The organism is Rhodocytophaga rosea, assembly GCF_010119975.1.
GTDB classification, from domain to species: domain Bacteria; phylum Bacteroidota; class Bacteroidia; order Cytophagales; family 172606-1; genus Rhodocytophaga; species Rhodocytophaga rosea.
This window is the reverse complement of record NZ_CP048222.1, coordinates 5,206,565-5,227,401: the sequence shown is the minus strand read 5'-3', so window position 1 is coordinate 5,227,401 and position 20,837 is coordinate 5,206,565. Positions and strand designations below refer to the sequence as shown.

The 20,837-nt window shown below is 40.7% G+C and carries 17 protein-coding genes and 1 pseudogene; 14 read left to right on the top strand and 4 right to left on the bottom strand.

The window, feature by feature from the left end; all coding sequences use genetic code 11:
- Positions 1–7: 7 nt before the first annotated feature.
- Entirely contained in the window at positions 8–2,230 is a 2,223-nt protein-coding gene (locus GXP67_RS21615) for a T9SS type B sorting domain-containing protein (RefSeq protein WP_162445046.1), read from the bottom strand.
- Between the two features lie 462 nt (positions 2,231–2,692).
- Here GXP67_RS21615 and GXP67_RS21610 point away from each other — a divergent pair, with 462 nt between their 5' ends.
- From GXP67_RS21610 to GXP67_RS37490, 8 genes are all read left to right on the top strand, one after another.
- Positions 2,693–5,575: a TonB-dependent receptor gene (locus tag GXP67_RS21610; protein ID WP_162445045.1), complete on the top strand. Its 2,883-nt coding sequence runs from the start codon at positions 2,693–2,695 to the stop codon at positions 5,573–5,575.
- A gap of 139 nt (positions 5,576–5,714) precedes the next feature.
- Positions 5,715–6,578, top strand: coding sequence for a chromate resistance protein ChrB domain-containing protein (locus tag GXP67_RS21605; protein ID WP_162445044.1), 864 nt, complete (start codon positions 5,715–5,717; stop codon positions 6,576–6,578).
- A 92-nt stretch (positions 6,579–6,670) separates the two neighbouring features.
- On the top strand, positions 6,671–7,126 hold the full coding sequence (locus GXP67_RS21600) for a chromate resistance protein ChrB domain-containing protein (RefSeq protein WP_162445043.1): 456 nt from the start codon (positions 6,671–6,673) through the stop codon (positions 7,124–7,126).
- 93 nt (positions 7,127–7,219) lie between these two features.
- Positions 7,220–7,915 carry a DUF2490 domain-containing protein gene (locus GXP67_RS21595; protein WP_232064532.1) on the top strand — a complete coding sequence of 232 codons (696 nt, stop codon included), beginning with the start codon at positions 7,220–7,222 and terminating at the stop codon, positions 7,913–7,915.
- Between the two features lie 16 nt (positions 7,916–7,931).
- Entirely contained in the window at positions 7,932–8,399 is a 468-nt protein-coding gene (locus GXP67_RS21590) for a DoxX family protein (RefSeq protein ID WP_162445041.1), read from the top strand.
- Entirely contained in the window at positions 8,362–9,690 is a 1,329-nt protein-coding gene (gene chrA, locus GXP67_RS21585; RefSeq protein ID WP_162445040.1) for a chromate efflux transporter, read from the top strand. The genes GXP67_RS21590 and chrA overlap by 38 nt, the downstream gene beginning before the upstream one ends.
- Positions 9,691–9,994: 304 nt before the next feature.
- Entirely contained in the window at positions 9,995–10,522 is a 528-nt protein-coding gene (locus tag GXP67_RS37495; RefSeq protein WP_232064531.1) for a PepSY-associated TM helix domain-containing protein, read from the top strand.
- Complete coding sequence (locus tag GXP67_RS37490; protein ID WP_317170147.1) at positions 10,488–11,195, top strand: PepSY-associated TM helix domain-containing protein; 708 nt, start codon at positions 10,488–10,490, stop codon at positions 11,193–11,195. Before GXP67_RS37495 ends, GXP67_RS37490 begins: the two co-directional genes overlap by 35 nt.
- Before the next feature lie 74 nt (positions 11,196–11,269).
- On the opposite strand, the pseudogene GXP67_RS21575 reads toward GXP67_RS37490, so the two are convergent.
- Positions 11,270–12,981, bottom strand: a pseudogene (locus tag GXP67_RS21575) (GMC oxidoreductase).
- Between the two features lie 364 nt (positions 12,982–13,345).
- Here GXP67_RS21575 and GXP67_RS21570 point away from each other — a divergent pair.
- The 6 genes from GXP67_RS21570 to GXP67_RS21545 all read left to right on the top strand — a co-directional run bounded on the left by GXP67_RS21570 (position 13,346) and on the right by GXP67_RS21545 (position 18,262).
- A complete protein-coding gene (locus tag GXP67_RS21570) occupies positions 13,346–13,939 on the top strand; it encodes a hypothetical protein (RefSeq protein ID WP_162445039.1) in 594 nt (197 codons plus the stop codon).
- A 246-nt stretch (positions 13,940–14,185) separates the two neighbouring features.
- Positions 14,186–14,767: a histidine phosphatase family protein gene (locus GXP67_RS21565; RefSeq protein ID WP_317170066.1), complete on the top strand. Its 582-nt coding sequence runs from the start codon at positions 14,186–14,188 to the stop codon at positions 14,765–14,767.
- A gap of 113 nt (positions 14,768–14,880) precedes the next feature.
- The gene (locus tag GXP67_RS21560) at positions 14,881–15,258 is read left to right on the top strand and encodes an arsenate reductase family protein (RefSeq protein WP_162445038.1); all 378 of its coding nucleotides are present in this window, start codon (positions 14,881–14,883) and stop codon (positions 15,256–15,258) included.
- A gap of 446 nt (positions 15,259–15,704) precedes the next feature.
- Positions 15,705–16,151, top strand: a complete 447-nt coding sequence (locus tag GXP67_RS21555) for a hypothetical protein (protein WP_162445037.1) — start codon at positions 15,705–15,707, stop codon at positions 16,149–16,151.
- A 59-nt stretch (positions 16,152–16,210) separates the two neighbouring features.
- Positions 16,211–17,302, top strand: coding sequence for a sensor histidine kinase (locus tag GXP67_RS21550; RefSeq protein ID WP_162445036.1), 1,092 nt, complete (start codon positions 16,211–16,213; stop codon positions 17,300–17,302).
- 237 nt (positions 17,303–17,539) lie between these two features.
- Positions 17,540–18,262 carry a LytR/AlgR family response regulator transcription factor gene (locus tag GXP67_RS21545; protein ID WP_162445035.1) on the top strand — a complete coding sequence of 241 codons (723 nt, stop codon included), beginning with the start codon at positions 17,540–17,542 and terminating at the stop codon, positions 18,260–18,262.
- 115 nt (positions 18,263–18,377) lie between these two features.
- Here the strand turns inward: GXP67_RS21545 and GXP67_RS21540 are convergent, their stop codons facing one another.
- Together GXP67_RS21540 and GXP67_RS21535 are read right to left on the bottom strand one after the other, a co-directional pair.
- On the bottom strand, positions 18,378–19,595 hold the full coding sequence (locus GXP67_RS21540; protein WP_162445034.1) for a DUF6807 domain-containing protein: 1,218 nt from the start codon (positions 19,593–19,595) through the stop codon (positions 18,378–18,380).
- A 93-nt stretch (positions 19,596–19,688) separates the two neighbouring features.
- Positions 19,689–20,708: an aldo/keto reductase gene (locus GXP67_RS21535; RefSeq protein ID WP_162445033.1), complete on the bottom strand. Its 1,020-nt coding sequence runs from the start codon at positions 20,706–20,708 to the stop codon at positions 19,689–19,691.
- Positions 20,709–20,837: the final 129 nt, after the last annotated feature.

The following is a 20,837-nucleotide window of genomic DNA, read 5'->3' as shown; positions in this document are numbered from 1 at the left end:
TTATTCTTTATCTCAGCAACGAAACAGTTCCTTTATAACGGCTGTTGTGATAAAAGATCAGATAATAATATACACCTGTAGGGAATCCTACGCCTGACCAGCTGAACTCCCGCTTATCACCCTCATACACTAATTTGCCCCAGCGGTTATATACTTCTACCCGTTCAAACCATTCTTTACAATTATCCGCCGGTAAATTAGGAATATAGAATGAATCATTTTTGCCATCGCCATTAGGAGTGAACACATTAGGCGGCTCAAATCCGTCGAATACCACTTCAAAGTCCGATAACTCGAGGGTTACAGTAATCGTATCAGCTCCATTGGCAGCACAACTGTTGTCTTCCACAATAAAGTCAATAATATAGGTTCCTATCTCACTAAGAGTATTTTCGCAGGTTGGTTTCCAGTAAAAAGGCTCAGTAATCTTTCCATTTCCGGTACTGGGATTTTTAAACTGCATGCCTACTTGTTCTAAATCGAAGCCTCTTCCTACCGCTCTGAGAACAATCGGATCGGTATCAGGGTCCGTTGCCATCACATCGAAACGGATTTCCTGATGGGTAAACAGTTTAGCATGATTCCCGGGCAATGTTGTTTCTACCTCCGGTTGCCGGGTAGTTCTGGCTTCAAAAGTCAGATTCACAGTAACCGTATCTGATTTTTGCTGTAAAGGGCATCGTTTGTCTTTAACAACAAAATCTACGGTATAGGTAGCATTTTCTATCACCTGTTTACAATCCGGCTGCCAGGTAAACGGAAGAGTGACTTTGCCAACCCCGGAACCAGGGGTAAATTGCATGCCGGCGTCAGCTAAATTAAACCCTCTTCCGAATGCCTCCACCGTGATCTCTTCATTATCGATTCTATCTTCGCCGGTGACTGTAAAAGTGATTTCATTGCCAGCCACTAAGGTAGCTTCATTGTTGTTTAGGGAAGTAGTGATAGCTGGCGGTTCATTCGGGCTGGGTTCCAGATCCATCATCACCAGCAAGGTATCCCGTTTAGGTAGTGGACAGCCATTGTCAGAAGCAATGATTTCAAACATAAACGGCTCTCCGGGTTTGCTTTGTGCGCATTTATCCCAGCAAAGCTGTGCCCGGAGTGTATCGGTAGGTCCATTCAAAGAACCTTTTGTAGGTGTAAGTGTAGCCAGGCTTGCATCAAAATTAAGCGGCCGGAGCATCAGGTTGATCTGCTGACGGAAATTTGAATCTACTATGGCAAAATTAAAGCAACGGGAATCAGAATAAGGAATTTTCATCACCTGACCTTCTCTATAATAGCCCGGTTTATCAGGCTCTTTCATTTTTACATTGGGGATTGTATTTTTCGGACAATCGATTACCAGTAATTGAAAATCACGCCGGACTTCTCCTATCTTGCGTCCATCACGGAACTCTTCACAAGCCACAGAAAATACATACAATCCCTGGCTGCTAGCTGTAAACATGATCTGCCCTGAATTTGCATTCACCCAAAGTGGATTTCTGCCTGGAATTACATTATTTATAGAAATACCGGAAGCCCAGGTAACAGTAGAATAAGGGGCAGAATAAAACTGGCCTGGAGAAATGGCCGGATTGGGAAAAGCTTCTGAACTGTGGCCTTTAAAAGGAGTTACCAGTTTGTATACCAGCTGATCCCCATCGCTATCGGTTGCACTGAAGTCAAAGACGAAGGGCTCATTCACACAGGCATAGTCACCTTTAGGAATACTAAACACAGGAGAATTATTTACAAAACGGTTTCCATCCTGTACTACTGCCGGAAATTCCATGTAAAACGCCATTCCTGCTGACTGTGGATTTCTGATATTAGAAATATAATTATTGCGGCAGCATCTTTCCCATACTACATAATACCCGGCTTCATCTGTATATTTATCAGAGGTAAGCGTAATTTCCGCAGCATAACGGATTTGACGGGTTTTCAAATTTGCACTTGTACATAATGGATCAGAGTAATCTACTAACTGGGTAGATACTTTATTAAGCGTATAAGATGTTATAAATGCATTGCCCCGTTTGCTGTAAATAGCCACCAAAACCCTTGCATCCTCTGCGCCACGGTTGCCGTTAATATCATCAAAATAGAGATTTAAACTCAGTTCGTACACATTAGTACGGCCTTTAGAAACGAGCGCAAATTCTCCTCCCACTATATGTGTAGCAAAAGCAGTGGAAAGGGAAAAGCAAATAAAAAGGAGTAAAAAGTAAATTTTCTTCATAGGTGATCTTTTAATACAATACTTCAAAGAAGCAAGCCCAACAGTTTAATCACAAGATGCAAGAGAGGCACTCTTTGTATAATATAAATTATAGCTAAAATAATCAATTTTTATAAAAACCCTATTCATCAGCTCAATATAATAACAACCCAACATATAACAAGTAGGTCAATTCGTTTAGGCTGCATGTGTTTGTATCCTTATAGATTCGTCTCCAAGTACATTAGATATAGATACCTGCCAGCCATATTTTGATGGGTGAAATTGTTTAGTACCCTAGTCATTAGCATTAATTTATTTCTTGATGAAAGACACTTTCATAAGTAAACCCCAGGTAATTTTTAAATTAAAAAATAAATCTCTACTAAATTTATAGATTTTATATAATAATCTTTACCTTGCGCACTTATCTCACAAATATTATAACCTTATCTTTACTAAACTCTTTATAACAAGCCATTTATGAAGAATACTATTTTCCGTCTCCATCTTTTTGTTTTCCTTTTTTTAACCTTGCTTTCAACAGTTTCTGCCCAGGACAATGTGATTGTTATATCTGGCAGGGTAACTGATAATGAAACCAAACAGGCACTTGCAGGTGTGAATGTGTTGATCAAGGGAACCGTTACAGGTACAGTTACCGATGTGCAGGGTAATTTCTCGCTCAAAACAAAATTAAAGTTTCCCTTCACCATTGCTTTTTCGATGGTTGGTTTCGAGCCACAGGAATTTGAAATCAAAGGCACAGCTTCCAATGTGCAGATCGCTTTAGAGACCCAGACCTTGTTGGGTAGAGAAGTAGTAGTAACAGCTTCGAGGGTGGAAGAAAGTATTCTGAAATCTCCGGTAGCGATTGAAAAGCTCGACATTCGTGCGATTAAAGATTCGCCGGCGCCCGGTTTTTATGATGCCCTGGAAAATGTAAAAGGCGTACAAATGACAACCTCCAGCCTTACTTTTAAAGTACCCAATACCCGTGGTTTTAATATTCCCAATAACTTCCGCTTTATGCAACTGGTAGATGGGGTGGATATGCAGGCTGCTACACTGGGCGTACCTTTAGGTAATGCCATTGGGCCAACAGAACTGGATATTGCCAGTGTGGAGATTACTCCTGGAGCCGCTTCTGCACTCTATGGTATGAATGCTATTAATGGAATGGCTAATTTACTTACCAAAAGCCCTTTTTTGCACCAGGGATTGAGTTTATATCAGAAAACCGGCATCAATCATGTAGATGGAATTGACCATAGTACCAGTGTACTCACTGAAACAGCGATACGGTATGCCAGGGCGTATAATAACAAATTTGCTTTTAAGATAAATGCCAGTTACATGCAGGGTACCGACTGGCGTTCTAATACCCGAACCGATCAAAACCCCAATTCCCTCAACACAGCTAACCCTAATTTTCCGGAACTCTCCGGCAACAATAATCCGGCCTATGATGCCTGGAATAAATATGGCGATGAAAACAACAATGCCGTTACAATAAGTGGTGTACAATATGGCGGCAAAAACCAGACTTTCCTGGTGAGAAGAACCGGCTATTGGGAAAGGGATATTGTGAGTCCCAAAGTAGATAACCTCAAATTTGATGCGGCCTTACACTATAAATTGAATGAGAATGCTGAACTATCCTATGGCTACCGGATCGGACAGATGGATGGCGTTTTTCAACGGGGAAATAAGATCCAGCTGGATAATGTAGTGGTGCAAAATCATAAACTGGAACTCAAAGGCAGCAATTATACCATCCGTACGTATGCTTCTCTTGAAAATACAGGCGATTCCTACAACGTAAAACCCATGGTAGATAACCTGGATATTACCGGCGGTGGTTCTAATTCAGTGTGGGGAGGAAAATTCAAAACAGCCTTGCAGAATGAACTAAATAATGGAACAGAACTGGCAACAGCCATGCAACTTGCCCGTCAGGCAGCGGATGCAGGCAGAGCCGAACCAGGTACCGCTGAATTTAATGCCCTGCAAAATACTATCCGGAAGATCAATAACTGGGACCATGGTGCAGTAATTCCAGGAGCGCCTGAAACCGGTGGTGCTTTTTTGAGCCAGAAAAGCCATTTATATCATGCCGATGCCCAGTATGACTTCGAAAATAAATTAAAGATTTTTAACCTGCTGGTAGGTGCCGATGCCAGGGTATATGAGGTTATTCCGGATGGTAATAACTTTGTAGACTTTTCTAGACCTATCGATGAAAGAACCCAGCCGGGAGGCAATAACGTGTATTACAAAAAATTCGGTGCATTTGCTCAGGCGACCAGAACCTTCTTCAAAGACAAACTGAAAGTATATGGTTCTCTACGGGTAGATTACAATCCTGAGTTTGATCCGAAAGTAAATCCACGTATTGCGGCTGTATATACACTGGCTGAGAAACATAATTTCAGGGCATCTTTCCAGAATGGATTCCGCTTTCCAGCCTTATTTGAAGCTATTTCTTATGTAAACAATGGAAATGTACGCCGGGTGGGTGGTTTATCCTATATCAATGAAGGGCTAGGCTACTTAGACAATTCTTATACGCTTGCTTCTGTAAATACTTTCAACGCTGCCGTAAACCAGGATGTAACAGCCGGACTAACGGCTACTGATGCTGCCTTAAAAAACAGAGGGCTGCTTGAAATCACCAGCCTCTCTCCTACCCGTCCGGAACGGATCAATTCTTTTGAAGTGGGTTATAAAAGTATTCTGCTGGATAACAAACTGGTAATTGATATTGATGCCTATACCAATGAATATGATGGTTTTCTGGGTCAGGTAGAAGTATCTGTTCCGCAAAACAATACAGTGAGTGTAGGCACAGACGAAGCTGTAATTGCCATGCTGGCAGCAAACCGGAATGCGCAGCAAACCCGTTACAGGGTATATACCAATGCTAAAAACAAATACAATAATTTTGGCTCCTCCCTCGGAATTACATATAACTTTTACAAGCGGTTTACTATCTCCGGAAACGTGAACTACAACGATATTGTAACCAATAAGGAAAGAGACGTATTTGTGACTGGCTTCAATACACCCAACTGGACCACTAATCTTTCTATTGGCAACCGGGAAGTAGCCAAAAATCTGGGTTTCAATATTGTGTGGCGGTGGCAGGATTCCTTCCTTTGGGAAAGCCCTTTGGCGAATGGTATCGTACCAGCTTATCAGACGTTTGATGCACAAGTTACCTACCGTTTGCCTCAGCTAAAATCAACCATAAAAGCCGGAGGTTCCAATATTTTCAACCAGCGCTATATTCAATATGCGGCCGGACCAACCATTGGAGGTTTATACTATGTGGCCATTACAGTAGATGGTTTGTTTAATAAATAATACTACTCAAAAACCATCCATGCAATTTACAAAAGCTTTCTTCAATCATCCGGGGAAAGCTTTTGTAACTTTACTGAGAATCTAAATATTCGCTCCAAAATCTAAGTTGAATTAACAGCTTTTAATTTTATATAAAACAATGAAATGGATAACCAGGGAACGCCCCAAAATAGATCGTATCGCCTGTCCCTGGCTGATCAGAAGATTTATAGACCCGGAAGCCCAGTTCTATTTTGTACCCTATCTGCAAATAGCACAAAAAGCACAAGAACTGAATGCCATTCCATTCGATATACCGGAAGCTGAATTTACGCACTATGAAGACCAGTGTACTTTTGACTACTTTATAAAAAAATATGAACTCAAAGATCCGGCTTTGCATATTCTGGCCCCTATTGTAAGAGGCGCCGATACAGATGACCATTCGATTGCCAGCCAAAGCTCCGGGTTGTGGGCTATTTCTGCCGGACTCTCTTTTAATATTACCGATGATTATGAGTTGCTGGAAAAAGGAATGCTGATCTATGATGGATTATATAGCTGGGCGAAACATTTGCAACAGGAAAAACATACGCAAAACCCCACAGAAAAACTTTTATTGCAGGTATTTAACACTTATATGGACCAGAAAACTGGAGCCAGAACCAAGATTCCTGCATGGGCCAAAGAACTGAAAGATGTCATCCAGGACCAGATTGATACCAATTTAAGTCTGAGCCTCAAAGAGATTTCCGAAGGATTAAATATTCATCCGGCCTATGTTTCCAGGGAGTTTTCGAAATACTTTAACAACCTGTCATTTGGTGAGTATATCCGGAAACTGCGTATTGAAAAAGCCATTGATCTGTTGCATACCACAACTCGTTCTTTATCCGAAATTGCGTATCTCACTGGTTTTTCCGATCAGAGCCATTTCACCCGTATTTTCAAAAAATATACCGGTAAAAATCCTTCTGATTACAAAAAAAGTTTGCCAAAAGGTAAAACGGATACAAAAAGTTAATTACGTTCTATTTTTCTGTATTCAGGCTTTATAGTATTGTATCTATCTCTAAAACTAGGTAAAGAGATGAAGATAAACTTAACTCCTTTACTATGAAATGGATAACCAGAGAACGCCCTAAAATTGACCGTATTGCCTGTCCCTGGCTAATACAACGCTTTATTGATCCCAGAGCCGAATTTATTTTTGTTCCTAATGAACAAGTAAAAAGTAAGGCGCATGAGTTAAATGCCATTCCCTTTGATATTCCTGGCGTAGAGCTTTCACATGAAGGCGACTATTGCAGTTTCGATGCTTTATTAAAGAAATATCAAGTAAAAGATGAAGCTTTGGATAAACTGGCAATTATTGTGAGGGCGGCTGATACCGACCGCTTTGATACAGCTGCTCAATCTGCCGGATTATGGGCTATCTCAGCCGGTTTGTCTTATAATTATAAAGACGATTTCACTGTGCTGCAATATGGCTTTGAAATTTATGATGCTTTGTACAGCTGGGCTAAGCACCTGCAAGCCGAAAAGCATGTCTGGAATCCAAGTTTAACCTAAATCCGTTAGTCATTTTTCATTATGTTTCAAAAAAATACCATACTTGTACTACTTCTTAGTTTTTGTACTTTCATTATTATAAGCATTGCCAGCTTGGCACAAACGCCTGCCAAACAAGTGCATGAGCAAGGTCAGGCCTGGCTGGGATATATCAATCAAACCCGCATTTCTGATAAATTCTCCCTTTGGCTTGATTTGCACGCCCGCCGTACAGACCTATTCGACAGATGGGCCACAACTATTATCCGGCCTGGTATCACTTATCATTTTCCGCATAATATTAATTTTACTGCCGGGTACGCCTATGTGTCTCATTATCCTGCTGCTGGATTGAATACAGTCAGGCCAGAACACAGGCCTTGGCAGCAAGTAAGCTGGACCAGAAGGGCTAAACACATTCAAATGCAGCAATGGGTACGTTTTGAACAGCGCTTTAACCGGAAAATTGCCAATGATGAACTGCAGGAAGGATATAATTTTAATTACCGTTTCCGGTATCTGCTGTCTGTTTTGCTGCCTATCAAAAAAGAATTTATCGAACCTAACAGTGTATTTTTTGTCTTCAATGATGAGATTCACATCAACGCTGGCAAACAGATTACCTATAATTACTTCGACCAGAACCGCTTTTTTTTGGGTTTTGGATATCAATTTACTAAATCGTTGAATGCACAATTAGGTTATATGAATTTGTTTCAGCAATTGCCTGCTGGAAACCGCTATAATAACAATCATACCATTAGACTGTTCATCTTCAATAACATTGATCTTAGAAAGAAAAACAGTTAAACTCTATGTAAGCCTTATGAACAAACTCCTGCAAACTGCTGCGAATCCACCTATTTTGCTTATCAGGATAGCTGTCGGATGTATTTTCCTCACAGAAGGCATCCAAAAATTTCTGTTCCCGGCTGAATTAGGTGCAGGAAGATTTGCCAAAATTGGCATTCCTTATCCTGACTTTTTTGGCCCATTTGTAGGCACTTTTGAAATCCTATGTGGAAGCATGGTGCTTATCGGATGTTTTACCAGGCTTTTCAGCATTCCGCTTATTATAATCATGCTGGTGGCCATCACTATTACCAAACTGGTAAATATTCCGGTAGATGGGTTCTGGGAAACTGCGCATGGTGCCCGTACAGATTTTTCGATGCTATTAAGCAGCCTATTTCTGCTCATCAGTGGCAGCGGAAAATGGTCAGTAGACAACTCTATACTTAAATCCAGACAAACCAATGACTCATACACTTCCTTCGACCAGAAAAAAGCCTAGCTTCAGGGAAGCTACCCTATTCTGGCTAAAATTAGGATTTATCAGTTTTGGTGGTCCTGCCGGGCAGATTGCTATTATGCACGAATTTCTGGTCGATCAGAAAAAATGGATTTCCGATGCTAAATTTTTGCATGCGCTTAACTACTGTATGCTCCTGCCCGGACCAGAAGCCCAGCAACTGGCTACCTATATTGGCTGGCTTTTGCATGGCACAAGAGGGGGTCTGGTGGCTGGTGCATTGTTTGTGCTGCCTTCTGTGTTTATTTTGCTTGGGTTAAGTACGGTATACGTTACCTATGGAAACATTCCCTGGGTATATGCATTGTTTTACGGGCTTAAACCGGCTGTTGTAGTCATTGTAATTCTGGCACTTATTAAAATAGGCAAAAAGTCACTGCTTACCCCTTTACATTACAGCATTGCTGCCCTGAGTTTTATCGGCATATTCTTTCTCAATATTCCTTTCCCCTGGATCATTCTGGCAACGCTCATCATAGGATTTGCGGCACAACGCTTCCTGCCATCTTTGTTTATACAAAAAGGAGAAAAAGAAAAAAACACAGTAAATGAAGCAGAATATTTCCTCAACAGCCATACCATCGTAGGGGGAACCGGATTTAACAGCATCCGGTTAGCAAAACAACTAATAACCGGCCTTGTATTGTGGCTGATACCTTTTGGCTTATTTTATTATTTTACTTCTGATTTTGCTTTCTGGCGGACTTTATCCCTATTTTTTACCCAAGCTGCATTTATTACTTTTGGAGGTGCCTATGCTGTATTGCCTTATGTAGCACAGGTAAGTGTAGAGCAATTACACTGGCTTTCCCAATATGAAATGATAGATGGACTGGCTTTAGGTGAAACTACTCCCGGACCGTTGATTATGGTCCTGGCTTTTGTTGGATTTATGGCTGGTTTCAATCATTTCGGGCATTCTGCAATAGCCGGAACCATTGGTTTGCTTACAACCACTTTTTATACCTTTCTTCCCTGCTTTCTGTTTATTTTTATTGGTGCACCAGTTATTGAACGAACCCAACACAATCCAAAAGTAAAGGCTATACTTGGTGTGGTAACTGCTGCTGTTGTAGGTGTAGTACTTAATTTAACGGTTTATTTTGGTAAGGCGGTCGTTTTTCCGCAAGGCTTAGAGGTTAGTAAAGTTGATTACTTCAGTCTTATATGGATTATTATCTCATTTGTGGCCATGTACCGCTTTAAAATCAACATGATCATCTGGATTGGTATTAGTGCATTGGCAGGTCTGGTACATTATCTGGTGATTTAAGCTTTTACTAAGCTTATAGAGATTGTTAATATATTCATGCTGACATTTTACTTCTCCTTTATTATATAATCCTAATTTCAAATGAGCCACATAGCTCATTTATGTAAACTGTAGATAGAATTTCACACTCTTTTCTTATCCTGACCAACTCATAAGAATTAATTTGATCAAATATTTATTTAGAATTATTCTAAATAAATATTGACTTACTAAATCTTTATGCTAATATTTGCCATTATTTATAATTATTCTAGATAATAATATTATATAGACTCCACTATAAAGTATAGGCTATAAATTAAAGATGAATATAAAAAAGATTACAGGGCAGGTACATCTCTGGCTTGGCCTCCTATCAGGATTAATAGTTTTTGTAATCAGTATCACAGGCTGCCTGTATGCTTTTCAGGCAGAAATCTCAGATTTTACGCAGCCTTACCGTTTTGTAGAAAAACAAAATACTGCTTTCCTTTCCCCTTCTCAATTAGAGGTAATTGCCAAAAAACAATTGCCAGATAAACACATACACAGTGTTGAATATGCTAAAAGCGGAGATAAAGCAGCCGTGGTATCTTTTTATAGTTTTGATCCGGAATATTATTATCTGGTGTACATAAATCCTTATATCGGAGAGGTGTTGAAGGTAAAAGATGTAGATAAAGATTTCTTCCGGATTGTGTTGATGGGGCATTTCTATTTATGGCTTCCTCCAGCTATAGGTCAGCCTGTGGTAGCATCTGCCACACTCATTTTCGTGGTCCTGATGTTTTCGGGGCTCATTCTGTGGTGGCCAAAAAATAAGGGGGGCAGCCAAACAACGTTTTACCATTAAATGGAATGCACGCTGGCGCAGAACTAATTACGACTTACACAATGTATTAGGCTTCTATATGACATGGGTTGTGATTTTTATTGCGCTCACTGGCCTGGTTTGGGGTTTTCAATGGTTTGCCAAAGGTACCTACTGGGTTGCTTCCGGAGGAAAACAATGGCAGGAATACAGTGAACCCTTATCTGATACAAATTTTACAGCTGTAAACACTACGATTCCCGTTGCTGACCGGATATGGAATAAAATGCAAGCCGAACATGCAGATGCAGAAACGATTGAAATTCATTTTCTGGAACATTCCAGTTCGTCTATTCTGGCAGCAATGAATGTAGATGCAAGTACATACTGGAAAATGGATTACCGTTTTTTCGATCAGTACACCTTACAAGAACTCTCCGTAGACCATCAATGGGGCAGATTTGCTGAAGCAAGCGCTGCAGATAAGCTTATGCGCCTAAACTATGATATACATGTAGGGGCTATTATGGGTCTGGCAGGTAAATTCCTCGCTTTTTTTGCCAGCCTCATGGCAACTTCCTTACCTATCAGCGGATTTTGTATATGGTGGGGAAGAAGAAATAAAAAATCAACCAACGTACGTGTTCCTTCAATCAGCCTTCAAAAAACAAAAGCTACCAGTAAGACAAAAGAACAAATTGAAAGCATTCACTAATTCTATTGTCAGACAAAGTATCAGCAGTAATGAATTATCCAATTACTGCTGATATTTCTAAGTAAAAAATAATCTTACATATTCATCTTCTTCAACTCATCTACAGCATGACTGGCGGCTCTGGCAGTAAGGGCCATAAATGTGAGCGAAGGATTCTGGTTTCCAATAGAAGTCATGCAGGCACCATCCGTCACATATACATTCTGGCAAAGGTGTAACTGATTCCATTCATTCAATAGGGAAGTTTTTGGATCTTTGCCCATGCGTACACCCCCATCTCATGAATATCCAGGCCAGGAGCCTGTTTACTATCATGGGTTGAAATATTTTTACAGCCAGATTTTTCGAGCATTTCAGCACCCTGTACCAGAAAGTCTTGTAATACTTTCTCATCATTTGCATCGTATCCAACCGAAGTAATCAGTTGCGGAATATCCCAGGCATCTTTCTGGTCTTTGCTCAGGCGTACATGATTTTCATAAATTGGTATGGTTTCTCCCTGCATCATCATATACACACTCCAGTCGCCAGGTTCGGAAAGACTATCTTTCCAGTCGGCACCAAATCCCTGCGCCCCTGCGCCACCTCCCCAGCCACCACGTCCGGCACTGAAAGCTACCATATAGCCTCTCAAGAAATCTGTATCTTGTTTGAATACATTCCGGAAAGAAGGCATAAAGGCGGTAGTTGGCCGGCGGCCGTAGTAATACTGGTCTTTGTAGCCATCATAAGAAGCCGTCATGCTGCCGCGGTAGTTATGAAAAGCCACATACCGGCCGAGTAAGCCACTATCATTTCCAAGGCCATTCGGGAAACGGTTAGACGTAGAATTGAGCAGAAGCAGGTTTGTATTCAGGCAGGCGGCATTTACAAAAATAATTTTCGCAAAGTACTCCTGCATTTCTTTACTTTCTGCATCTATCACCCGTACGCCTGTAGCTTTGCCTTTTTGTTCGTCGTAAATAATAGAATGCACCACTGAATGCGGCCGTAGGGTAAGATTACCGGTTTTTTCAGCCCAGGGAATAGTGGCTGAATTGGAACTGAAATAGCCCCCAAACGGACAACCCCGGTAACATAAATGCCTGGCCTGACATTGTCCACGTCCCTGGTCAATATGGACCTGATTGGGTTTAGTAAGGTGGGCACAACGGCCAATAATTACCTGCCGATCCTGGTAATGCTGCTTTACGCTTTGCTGAATATGTTTTTCTACACAATTGAGTTCAAAGGGAGGTAGAAATTCACCATCCGGCAAATGTTCGATCCCATCTGCATTTCCACTAATGCCAGTGAACTTCTCTACATGGCTGTACCAGGGAGCCAGGTCTTTGTAACGGATGGGCCAGTCTACAGCAAAACCATCTCGGGCTGGGGCTTCGAATTCATAATTACTCCAGCGCTGTGTTTGCCGGGCCCAGATGAGCGATTTTCCTCCCACTTGGTAGCCGCGTATCCAGTCAAAAGGCTTTTCCTGAATATATGGATGTTCTTTATCTTTTACGAAAAAATGCTCAGTTGCTTCCTCAAACGCATAACAACGGCTCGTAATGGGGTTGTCTTTTTCAACTTCTAATGGAAAACGTCCCCGATGTGGAAAATCCCAGGGATTTTTAGTGGCTGTTGGGTAATCTTTGATATGCCTTACATCCCGTCCCCGTTCCAGCACTAACGTTTTCAGGCCTTTTTCGGTGAGTTCTTTAGCTGCCCAGCCGCCGCTAATTCCCGAGCCAATCACAATCGCATCATACGTCATTTGTTGTTTAGCATTCCCGTTGATATTCATAGGTAGAGCGTTTGTAAATAAAGTTTATTAAGCATTGATTAGAAATTGAGCTGTTTACAAGTAAGAAAAAATTAACTACACTTTACGTAATGGCTGGCATCTTTAAAATTACATTGAATGCGTAAATAATACAATATTCTGCCTGATTATTCCCTGTTCACGTCTTGTATACCGCCTTTCTTCGAGCTGTTCACCTGCTGTATACCGGATAAATTACCTAAAACCGGCTTTCTGCTATTTCCTTTGCATTGTCATTCAGGCAAAGCCATCAACCATTTTATAGCTTATATACCCTACCACCATGTTCAAAAAATTCAGTTTATCAATCATTTACACTTTATCAACCTTCTTATTATTTACAAACATGCTACATGCACAAACCAAACAACCCATGAAAACCGGAGAGTATTATCTGGAAGGCGTAATGGAAGTCGGCTCTGGCTTCCGTTTTAACAAAGACAATACATTCAATTTCTTTTTCAGCTACGGTGCCATAGACCGGGAAGCCAATGGAACCTGGGAACAAAAGGGCGACAGCATTATTCTCAACAATGCACCCAAACCCGAAAAAGACTTTGCCCTGGTAAAGTCCATGAAAACCAAGTATAATGAAACCGTAATTAAGATCACTGATCCTAACCAGATGGTGCTCCGGAATATTGCCTGCCGTATTCAAACGCCACAAGGTGAACTGGAAGGCATTACCAACCAGTATGGTGAAATTACTTTTGACAAGACACAGATAGATCAAATTTCCTTGATTCATGAATTCTGGCCCGACCGTTTCTCTGATTTTACTATTACCGAAAAAGATCATAATTATTTTGAATTCCGGATTGAACGCTGGATTGTAGAGGTGGAATTCAAAAATCTGGTATTGAAAGTGGATAAAAATTCACTAACTGGACCTCATCCGATTATGCAAGGGAAAGAATTTAGTTACGTAAGAGGCGAATAGTAGAAATATCGAATGGAGAACAAGGAATAGTGAATTCAGTTAAAGCCAGATATAACATTCCTCTAATATTCATTATTAGCTTTGCTGAACTCACATTCCTTGTTCATTTGTTCAACTTCAATACATTATCTGTAGCCTTTAGTGAAGTATATGTATATACAGAAAAATAAAATATCCTCTTACCTTTGCAGGATATTTGTATTAGCCATTCTCTAATTCTGTTTTATATACTTATACTTTTACACTTTGAAACCAAAAAAAATATACCTGATCCGCCATGGGCAAACCAATTTTAACCGCATGGGCATTGTGCAGGGCGGAGGTATAGACTCTGACCTGAACGAAACCGGCAGGCGGCAGGCGCAGGCATTTTACGACTTCTATAAAGATATTCCTTTCGATAAAATATACATTTCTACCCTGAAACGCACGATGCAATCGGTGCAAGGCTTCATCGATGAAGGTATTCCTTATGAGGCACATGCCGGACTCAATGAGATTAACTGGGGATACCGGGAAGGCATTCATATTACACCTGAGGAAGATGCTTATTATTATCAGGTACTGGATGCCTGGAGTAAAGGCGATGTTACCTTGCAGATTGAGGGGGGAGAGAGTCCTACGGATGTGCAGAACCGCCAGAAACCGGTGCTTGATCTGATTTTATCCCGTCCAGAAGAGGAAACCATATTGATTTGTATGCACGGCAGAGCGATGCGGATTCTGCTTAGCCTGGTATTGAATTATCCCTCCAATGTATGGATATGTTTGAACACCAGAATCTGTGCCTGTACAAACTATCTTATACTGGCAACCTGTTTACGGTAGAATCGTTCAATGACATAGCACATCTGAAGCAGTTAATTGATGCCTGATCGGGTATTTCCTACACTTTCAATTGCTGTATATACAGGTGTGGCCTAACCTTAAACAATTGAAACATGGACTTTAACAAAGATACCGTACTGATTATTTACAAAGGCAACAGCCGTTCTGATAAAGAAGGATATGGGTATGCCAGTGCACTGAAACCTCATGTGCATGATATTGATGTAACCAAAGAACCTCTTACCAGCACACAGATTAAAGAAATAGCTGATAAACTTGGGGTAGATGTAGAAGCACTGGTAGACAAAGAATCTGATATTTATAAAGAAGAGTATACCGGTATGAGTTTCGATGCCAGCAACTGGCTCAACATCCTTTCTCAGAAACCAGGTCTGCTCAGAACTCCTATTATTTTTGATGGGGAAAATGGTCATATATTCGAGTCTGGCCGGGATGTGATTAAATATGGAACCACACAGAAAGGCATGTAATCAAGCACCTTCCTGAAATTACCGATAGATTTCATGTAAAAGCTGCTATTTATCAATGGCGGCTTTTGACTATATTTCTTATATCCAGCGCCTTACACTTAAGAAGCATCCAAAGGAATAGCTTAGTCCTTAATTTAAAAATTGCCCTTTCTATAGGTAGAATTGGCATATATTATGTTCCAGTAAAATTCAACTTTCAGAGAAAAAATCTGAGATTATATTGTCTGTTACGTATTACCATAATAGTCGCAAAAATTTATTCTTCGCTCATTCCTATTTTCCTCTTATATCTTTTCCTTTCCATTGGTGTAATAAAACTATTATTGTTTCTGCTTGTTTAGTATCTTTAAATAACTTGTTACATTTTTTAAGTTAGCCTGCTTTTTGCAGACTGTATACAATGAATATATTTAGGTATCTTATTCCTCAAATATAATTTGAAGGTTATGATGCAAATGACCAAAAATACCACTTATTGGATTTGCCAGTTTGCCGGCTGGACAGCCTACTGTCTGAACGATCTAGTTATACATAGCGGCCGCTTTGGCTACAGCAATGGCTTATTAATTAATGCCGCTATCACCATTGTGCTGGGAATTTCTGTTACCCATATTTACAGGCATATAATAAAAAAGTATGGCTGGCTGGACTTATCCTGGAGTCAATTGGTTCCGAAAATTGTAAGTTGTGTGCTGCTGATGGCTATTATAATGGTAAAGTTCTTTATTCTCCTGGATTTTTATACAGTACCAGATATACAACAACATATTACGCCGTCATCCATAATATTTTTCATCATTAACTGGGGTAAACTATTATTGTTATGGTCGGGGATCTATCTCCTGTTCCAGTATTTTGAACGTTCCAGGAAGTTTGCAAATAATCAATTTTAATATTTACATTTAATACAGTATAGCGACTTGTGCGCTCTTAATTTTTGGAAATTGTGCGAATGAATCGAATCACCATCTATTGGATCTGTCAGATTGCCGGCTGGACAGCTTATTGTCTGAACGATCTGGGTATTTACAGCTACCGCTTCGGTTACAGCGATGGCTTATTAATTAATGCCGCTATTACCATTGTGCTGGGAATTTCTGTTACCCATGCGTACCGCTTGGTTATTAAACGGCTTTCCTGGCTGGATCTACCGTTAAGTCAACTCGTACCTAGGATTGCGGCTTCTGTGTTGCTAATGGCGATTGTAATGGTTATGCTCAGTATCCTGCTCGATTATTATACGGTGCCGGATATACGCAAATATTTTTCGCTGGAAGGCATCGTATTTTTCATCATCAACTGGGGCAAACATTTGTTATTGTGGTCGGTAATTTACCACCTGTTCCAGTATTTTGAACGTTCTAAAAAGAATGAAGTAGAAAAAGTAAGGCTTACTTCTTCGGTACGGGATTTTGAAGCGAAAATACTACGTTCGCAGCTTAATCCGCATTTTATGTTCAATTCCCTCAATAGTATCCGGGCATTAATTCTGGAAAATCCGGAAAAAGCGCAGATTTCTGTCACCAGGCTTTCTAACCTGCTCCGAAATTCCCTGCTTGCTGACCGCCGCAAAACAGTTACCCTCGAAGAAGAATTAAAAACAGTACAGGATTATTTAGCCCTCGAAAAAATCCGCTACGAAGACCGCCTGAGCGCACGTATGAACATTCAACCCGAAGCGCTTCCGGTGCAAGTACCGCCTATGATGGTACAAACCCTGGTAGAAAACGCAGTAAAACATGGCATATCCAAACCGTTGAAAGGCGGATTTATTACGGTAGATGCCGAAATAAAAGACGACAAAGCCTATATTTCTATCCGCAATACTGGTGTATTGCATCAGATAAACTCCGATGGTTTTGGCCTTGTAAATACTACCCAGCGGCTGGCCCTCATTTTTGGAAGCCAGGCAAATTTTGAAATCAAGCAGGAAGCGGAAGAAGTAGTATGTGCACAAGTGATTCTGCCAGCCCATCCTTCCCTGGAACCAACCCGTAAGGAAATAAAAAAAAGCAAACCCAAACCAGCCGGGCTACAACAATAGCAGTAAATCAGCAGTACTGGCTCATTTGAGTTAGACTTTCCAGATGGTATATAATTTTAGATTATCGAATACCAAACCGTTCGGTGATTCCCAACCGGTAAGCTAGTCTGAGTTTTTGAAGAGTGGGTATTATTCAATCCGAAGGTTTGTATTTGTACAATTAATTTCCAAATTTTCTGATATTCAATATTTAAATGTATAGCTTCACTTTTTGCAAGCCATATTGAAAATAAACGTATGAAAGCACTGATTATAGATGATGAAAGACTGGCCAGAAACGAATTAAAACGTTTGCTGGAAGCGTATCCTAAAATAAATGTCGTGGGAGAGGCCGTAAATGCAGAAGATGCCCTAGACAAAATTGAGCAACTTAGTCCGGATCTTCTGTTCCTGGATATACAAATGCCTGGTAAAAACGGGTTTGAACTTCTATCATCCATTGAAGGCAATGTACCGGATGTTATTTTTACAACAGCTTACGATGAATATGCATTAAAAGCGTTTGAATTTAATGCCCTCGATTATCTGCTTAAACCCATTGATACACACCGGCTGGCAGAGGCCATTCATAAGGTAGAAGATTACCAGAAAACGGAAACTGAGCGCAAGGAAAATGTAAAAATGCTCACCGAACAAGATCAGGTTTTTGTAAAAGACGGAGAAAAATGCTGGTTCGTTAAATTAAGCCGCATCCGCCTGTTCGAATCTATGGGCAACTATGTTCGCCTGCACTTCGACGACCAGAAACCCCTCATCCTTAAGTCGCTCAATGCTTTAGATGAACGCCTCGATCCTCATACTTTTTTCCGTGCCAACCGCAAGCATATTATCAATTTGCAATGGATTGAAAAAATAGAACCCTGGTTCAGCGGCGGATTGCAGGTAACCTTAAAAGGGGGTGACAAAATTGAAATATCCCGCAGGCAAGCTATCCGGTTTAAAGAATTGCTTAGTTTGTAGGAAATTATTCGTTATTCAAAAAAGAGCACAAACGGTCAATCGTTTGTGCTCTTGTAATTACCGGGATAACTAAGGGACAAATCTTCTACATGTTCTAATCTTGTAATCTTCTATCCTACCGTTTTGAAATAAGCCTTACTCCCGGAGGATACGCAAAATCCTGCCATAGTTGCTCCAGCGTATTTGCATCAGGTTCGCCATCATATACCACAAAGCGGTAATTAGCCGTATAGAATTCACCGGGATTGATCTGCCAGTTCCCATCCTGGGAAGGCGCATAGCAGAAAAACGGCTCAGTCGGATGAATACGCATGGCTTGAGGCGAACGGAAATTCTGCGGATGATCCATAATGGTAATACCGGCCATACTGCCATCTACTTTGCCCCCAATATGGCACCACCTGGCTTTAGTGGCATGCCCTTCTTTACGGCCTTTACCTTCAGAAGTCAGGAAAGTAGTATTCTGCTCGCCATCCCATTGGCGATTGCCCCGGAAACCTACCCCACCATAATGATACGTAGGTAAAATAAGAGGCTGGTCAGTGGCACAATTCTGGGTAACTTCCAGGTCGAATACATGAAAGGTAGCATTCGGATAATTATACACTTTCACTTCCCATACTTCATCCAGCGCTTTCACTGGTTTTCCGGATGTTAGATCAATATACGTATGTTTGGCACTAAATCCACTATATACCGGACCTTGAAAACTTTCTTGTAATCCTACCGCTTCTACCTTTCCGGTACCATCTTTTACATTCCAGAAATCAGGTTTGCGGCCCATAAATTCGGTTTTTGTCCAGGAAGCCCATATGCCGTGATGGTGAATATGATTGGGTGGGTAATCGTCGCTTACCATTTTACCGGAAGGTGTAAATACCGGATGGATATAGCCTCCCCTCAAATATACCGAGTCTATATCTTTTCTGGGCAGTTCACCTTCTATATGGTAAGAAATCACCGGTTTCCCATGAACTGTAAACTGGATTTGCTTTTTCTCTTCCTTCACTTCTACTTCTTCGCCCTTATATTTTCCTGTTTCTATATAATACTCATCTACATCTCCGGCCCTTATGGCATTCATAAAAAAAAATCCTTCCTCATATTGATTTACCTGCATGGCGATTTTATTGCCTTTTTCGTCGCGGAGATACAACTGCTTATTCAGTAATTCAGGCGGAACCGGAAAAGAAACCAGTGCAGACTTCCGGTTATGGTCTCCAGCGGTTACAGAAAGAATATACAATTTTTTATAAGGAGAAGAACTGTTATACAAAATGAGTATGCCAAATAAAATACCTGTAAAACAAATCTTTTTAAAGTACTGAATCATAATGAGAAAAGGAAAGGCAGCGTTAAAAATGAAGTACCAACAATTTAAATGTATTTTCCTTACAATGGAAGAATTTACTTTTTCTTTATAGGACTATCTGATAATCCGGTCGTACATACCGCCATAGGCGTTTTCTTTTACACCATCGCTTAGCAGAAAATCATGTGGAAAACCCAGTTCGATTTTGCTTACTTCATTGAGCTTATTCAATCTCTCTTCGGATAAAGTGAATTTGAGCGCACCCAGGCTATCTTTGATTTGTTTTTCATTCCGGGCACCTACTATAGGAATAATGCCTCCGGCTTGCTGCCTCACCCAGTTAATTGCCACCTGGCTTGGACTCCAGCCCATATCATCGGCCATTTCTTTCACTACCCTGGCAATAGCCGTATTTCGCTCATTGAGCCGGGAACTGTTTTCTTTCAGGCGCTTGGGATCATCGTTTGCATCCAGGTATTTTCCTGAAAGTGCACCACCTGCCAAAGGTGCCCATGCGGTTACACCAATATTAAATGCTTTTGCCATCGGAAGCAGATCTCTTTCCGGGGTACGTTGAATGAGGCTATATTCAATCTGCAAGCCGATAAACTGTGTCCACCCTCTTAAATCAGCCAGAGTATTGGCTTGCGAAACAATCCAGGCTGGTGCATCAGAAATAGCAATGTAGAGAATTTTTCCAGCACGTACCAGGTCATCGAGGCCACGCATCACTTCTTCAACCGGTGTGGTAGAATCCCACATATGCAGATACATCAGGTCAATAAAGTCTACATTCAACCGCTTCAAACTTGCTTCAATAGATTGCACCAGGTTTTTCCGATGGTTTCCACTGGCATTTACATCGCCGTGTTTATTGTATAAGGTATATTTGGTAGCTACCACAAAGCGTTCACGGTCGGCCTGTATAAATTCACCTACCATTTTTTCACTGGTTCCTTTGGTGTAAAAATTAGCCGTATCCAGGAAATTACCACCTGCTTCTGCAAAGGCATCAAAAATTTTACGGCTTTCTTCTTTGTTGGCCCCCCATCCCCATTCTTCTCCAAATGTCATAGTACCCAGGCATAATTCTGATACCCGAAGTCCGCTTTTTCCAAGCAATCTGTAATTCATAACGTCTATTCTAGTTTAGGTAAGTTTACTAATTAGTCAATATAAGCAGTCAGCGTGACAAATTTTACATTCAAATGCCTATTATTTTAAGTATAGAAATAGGTTGAATATATCAGGACTTTTGCTGAG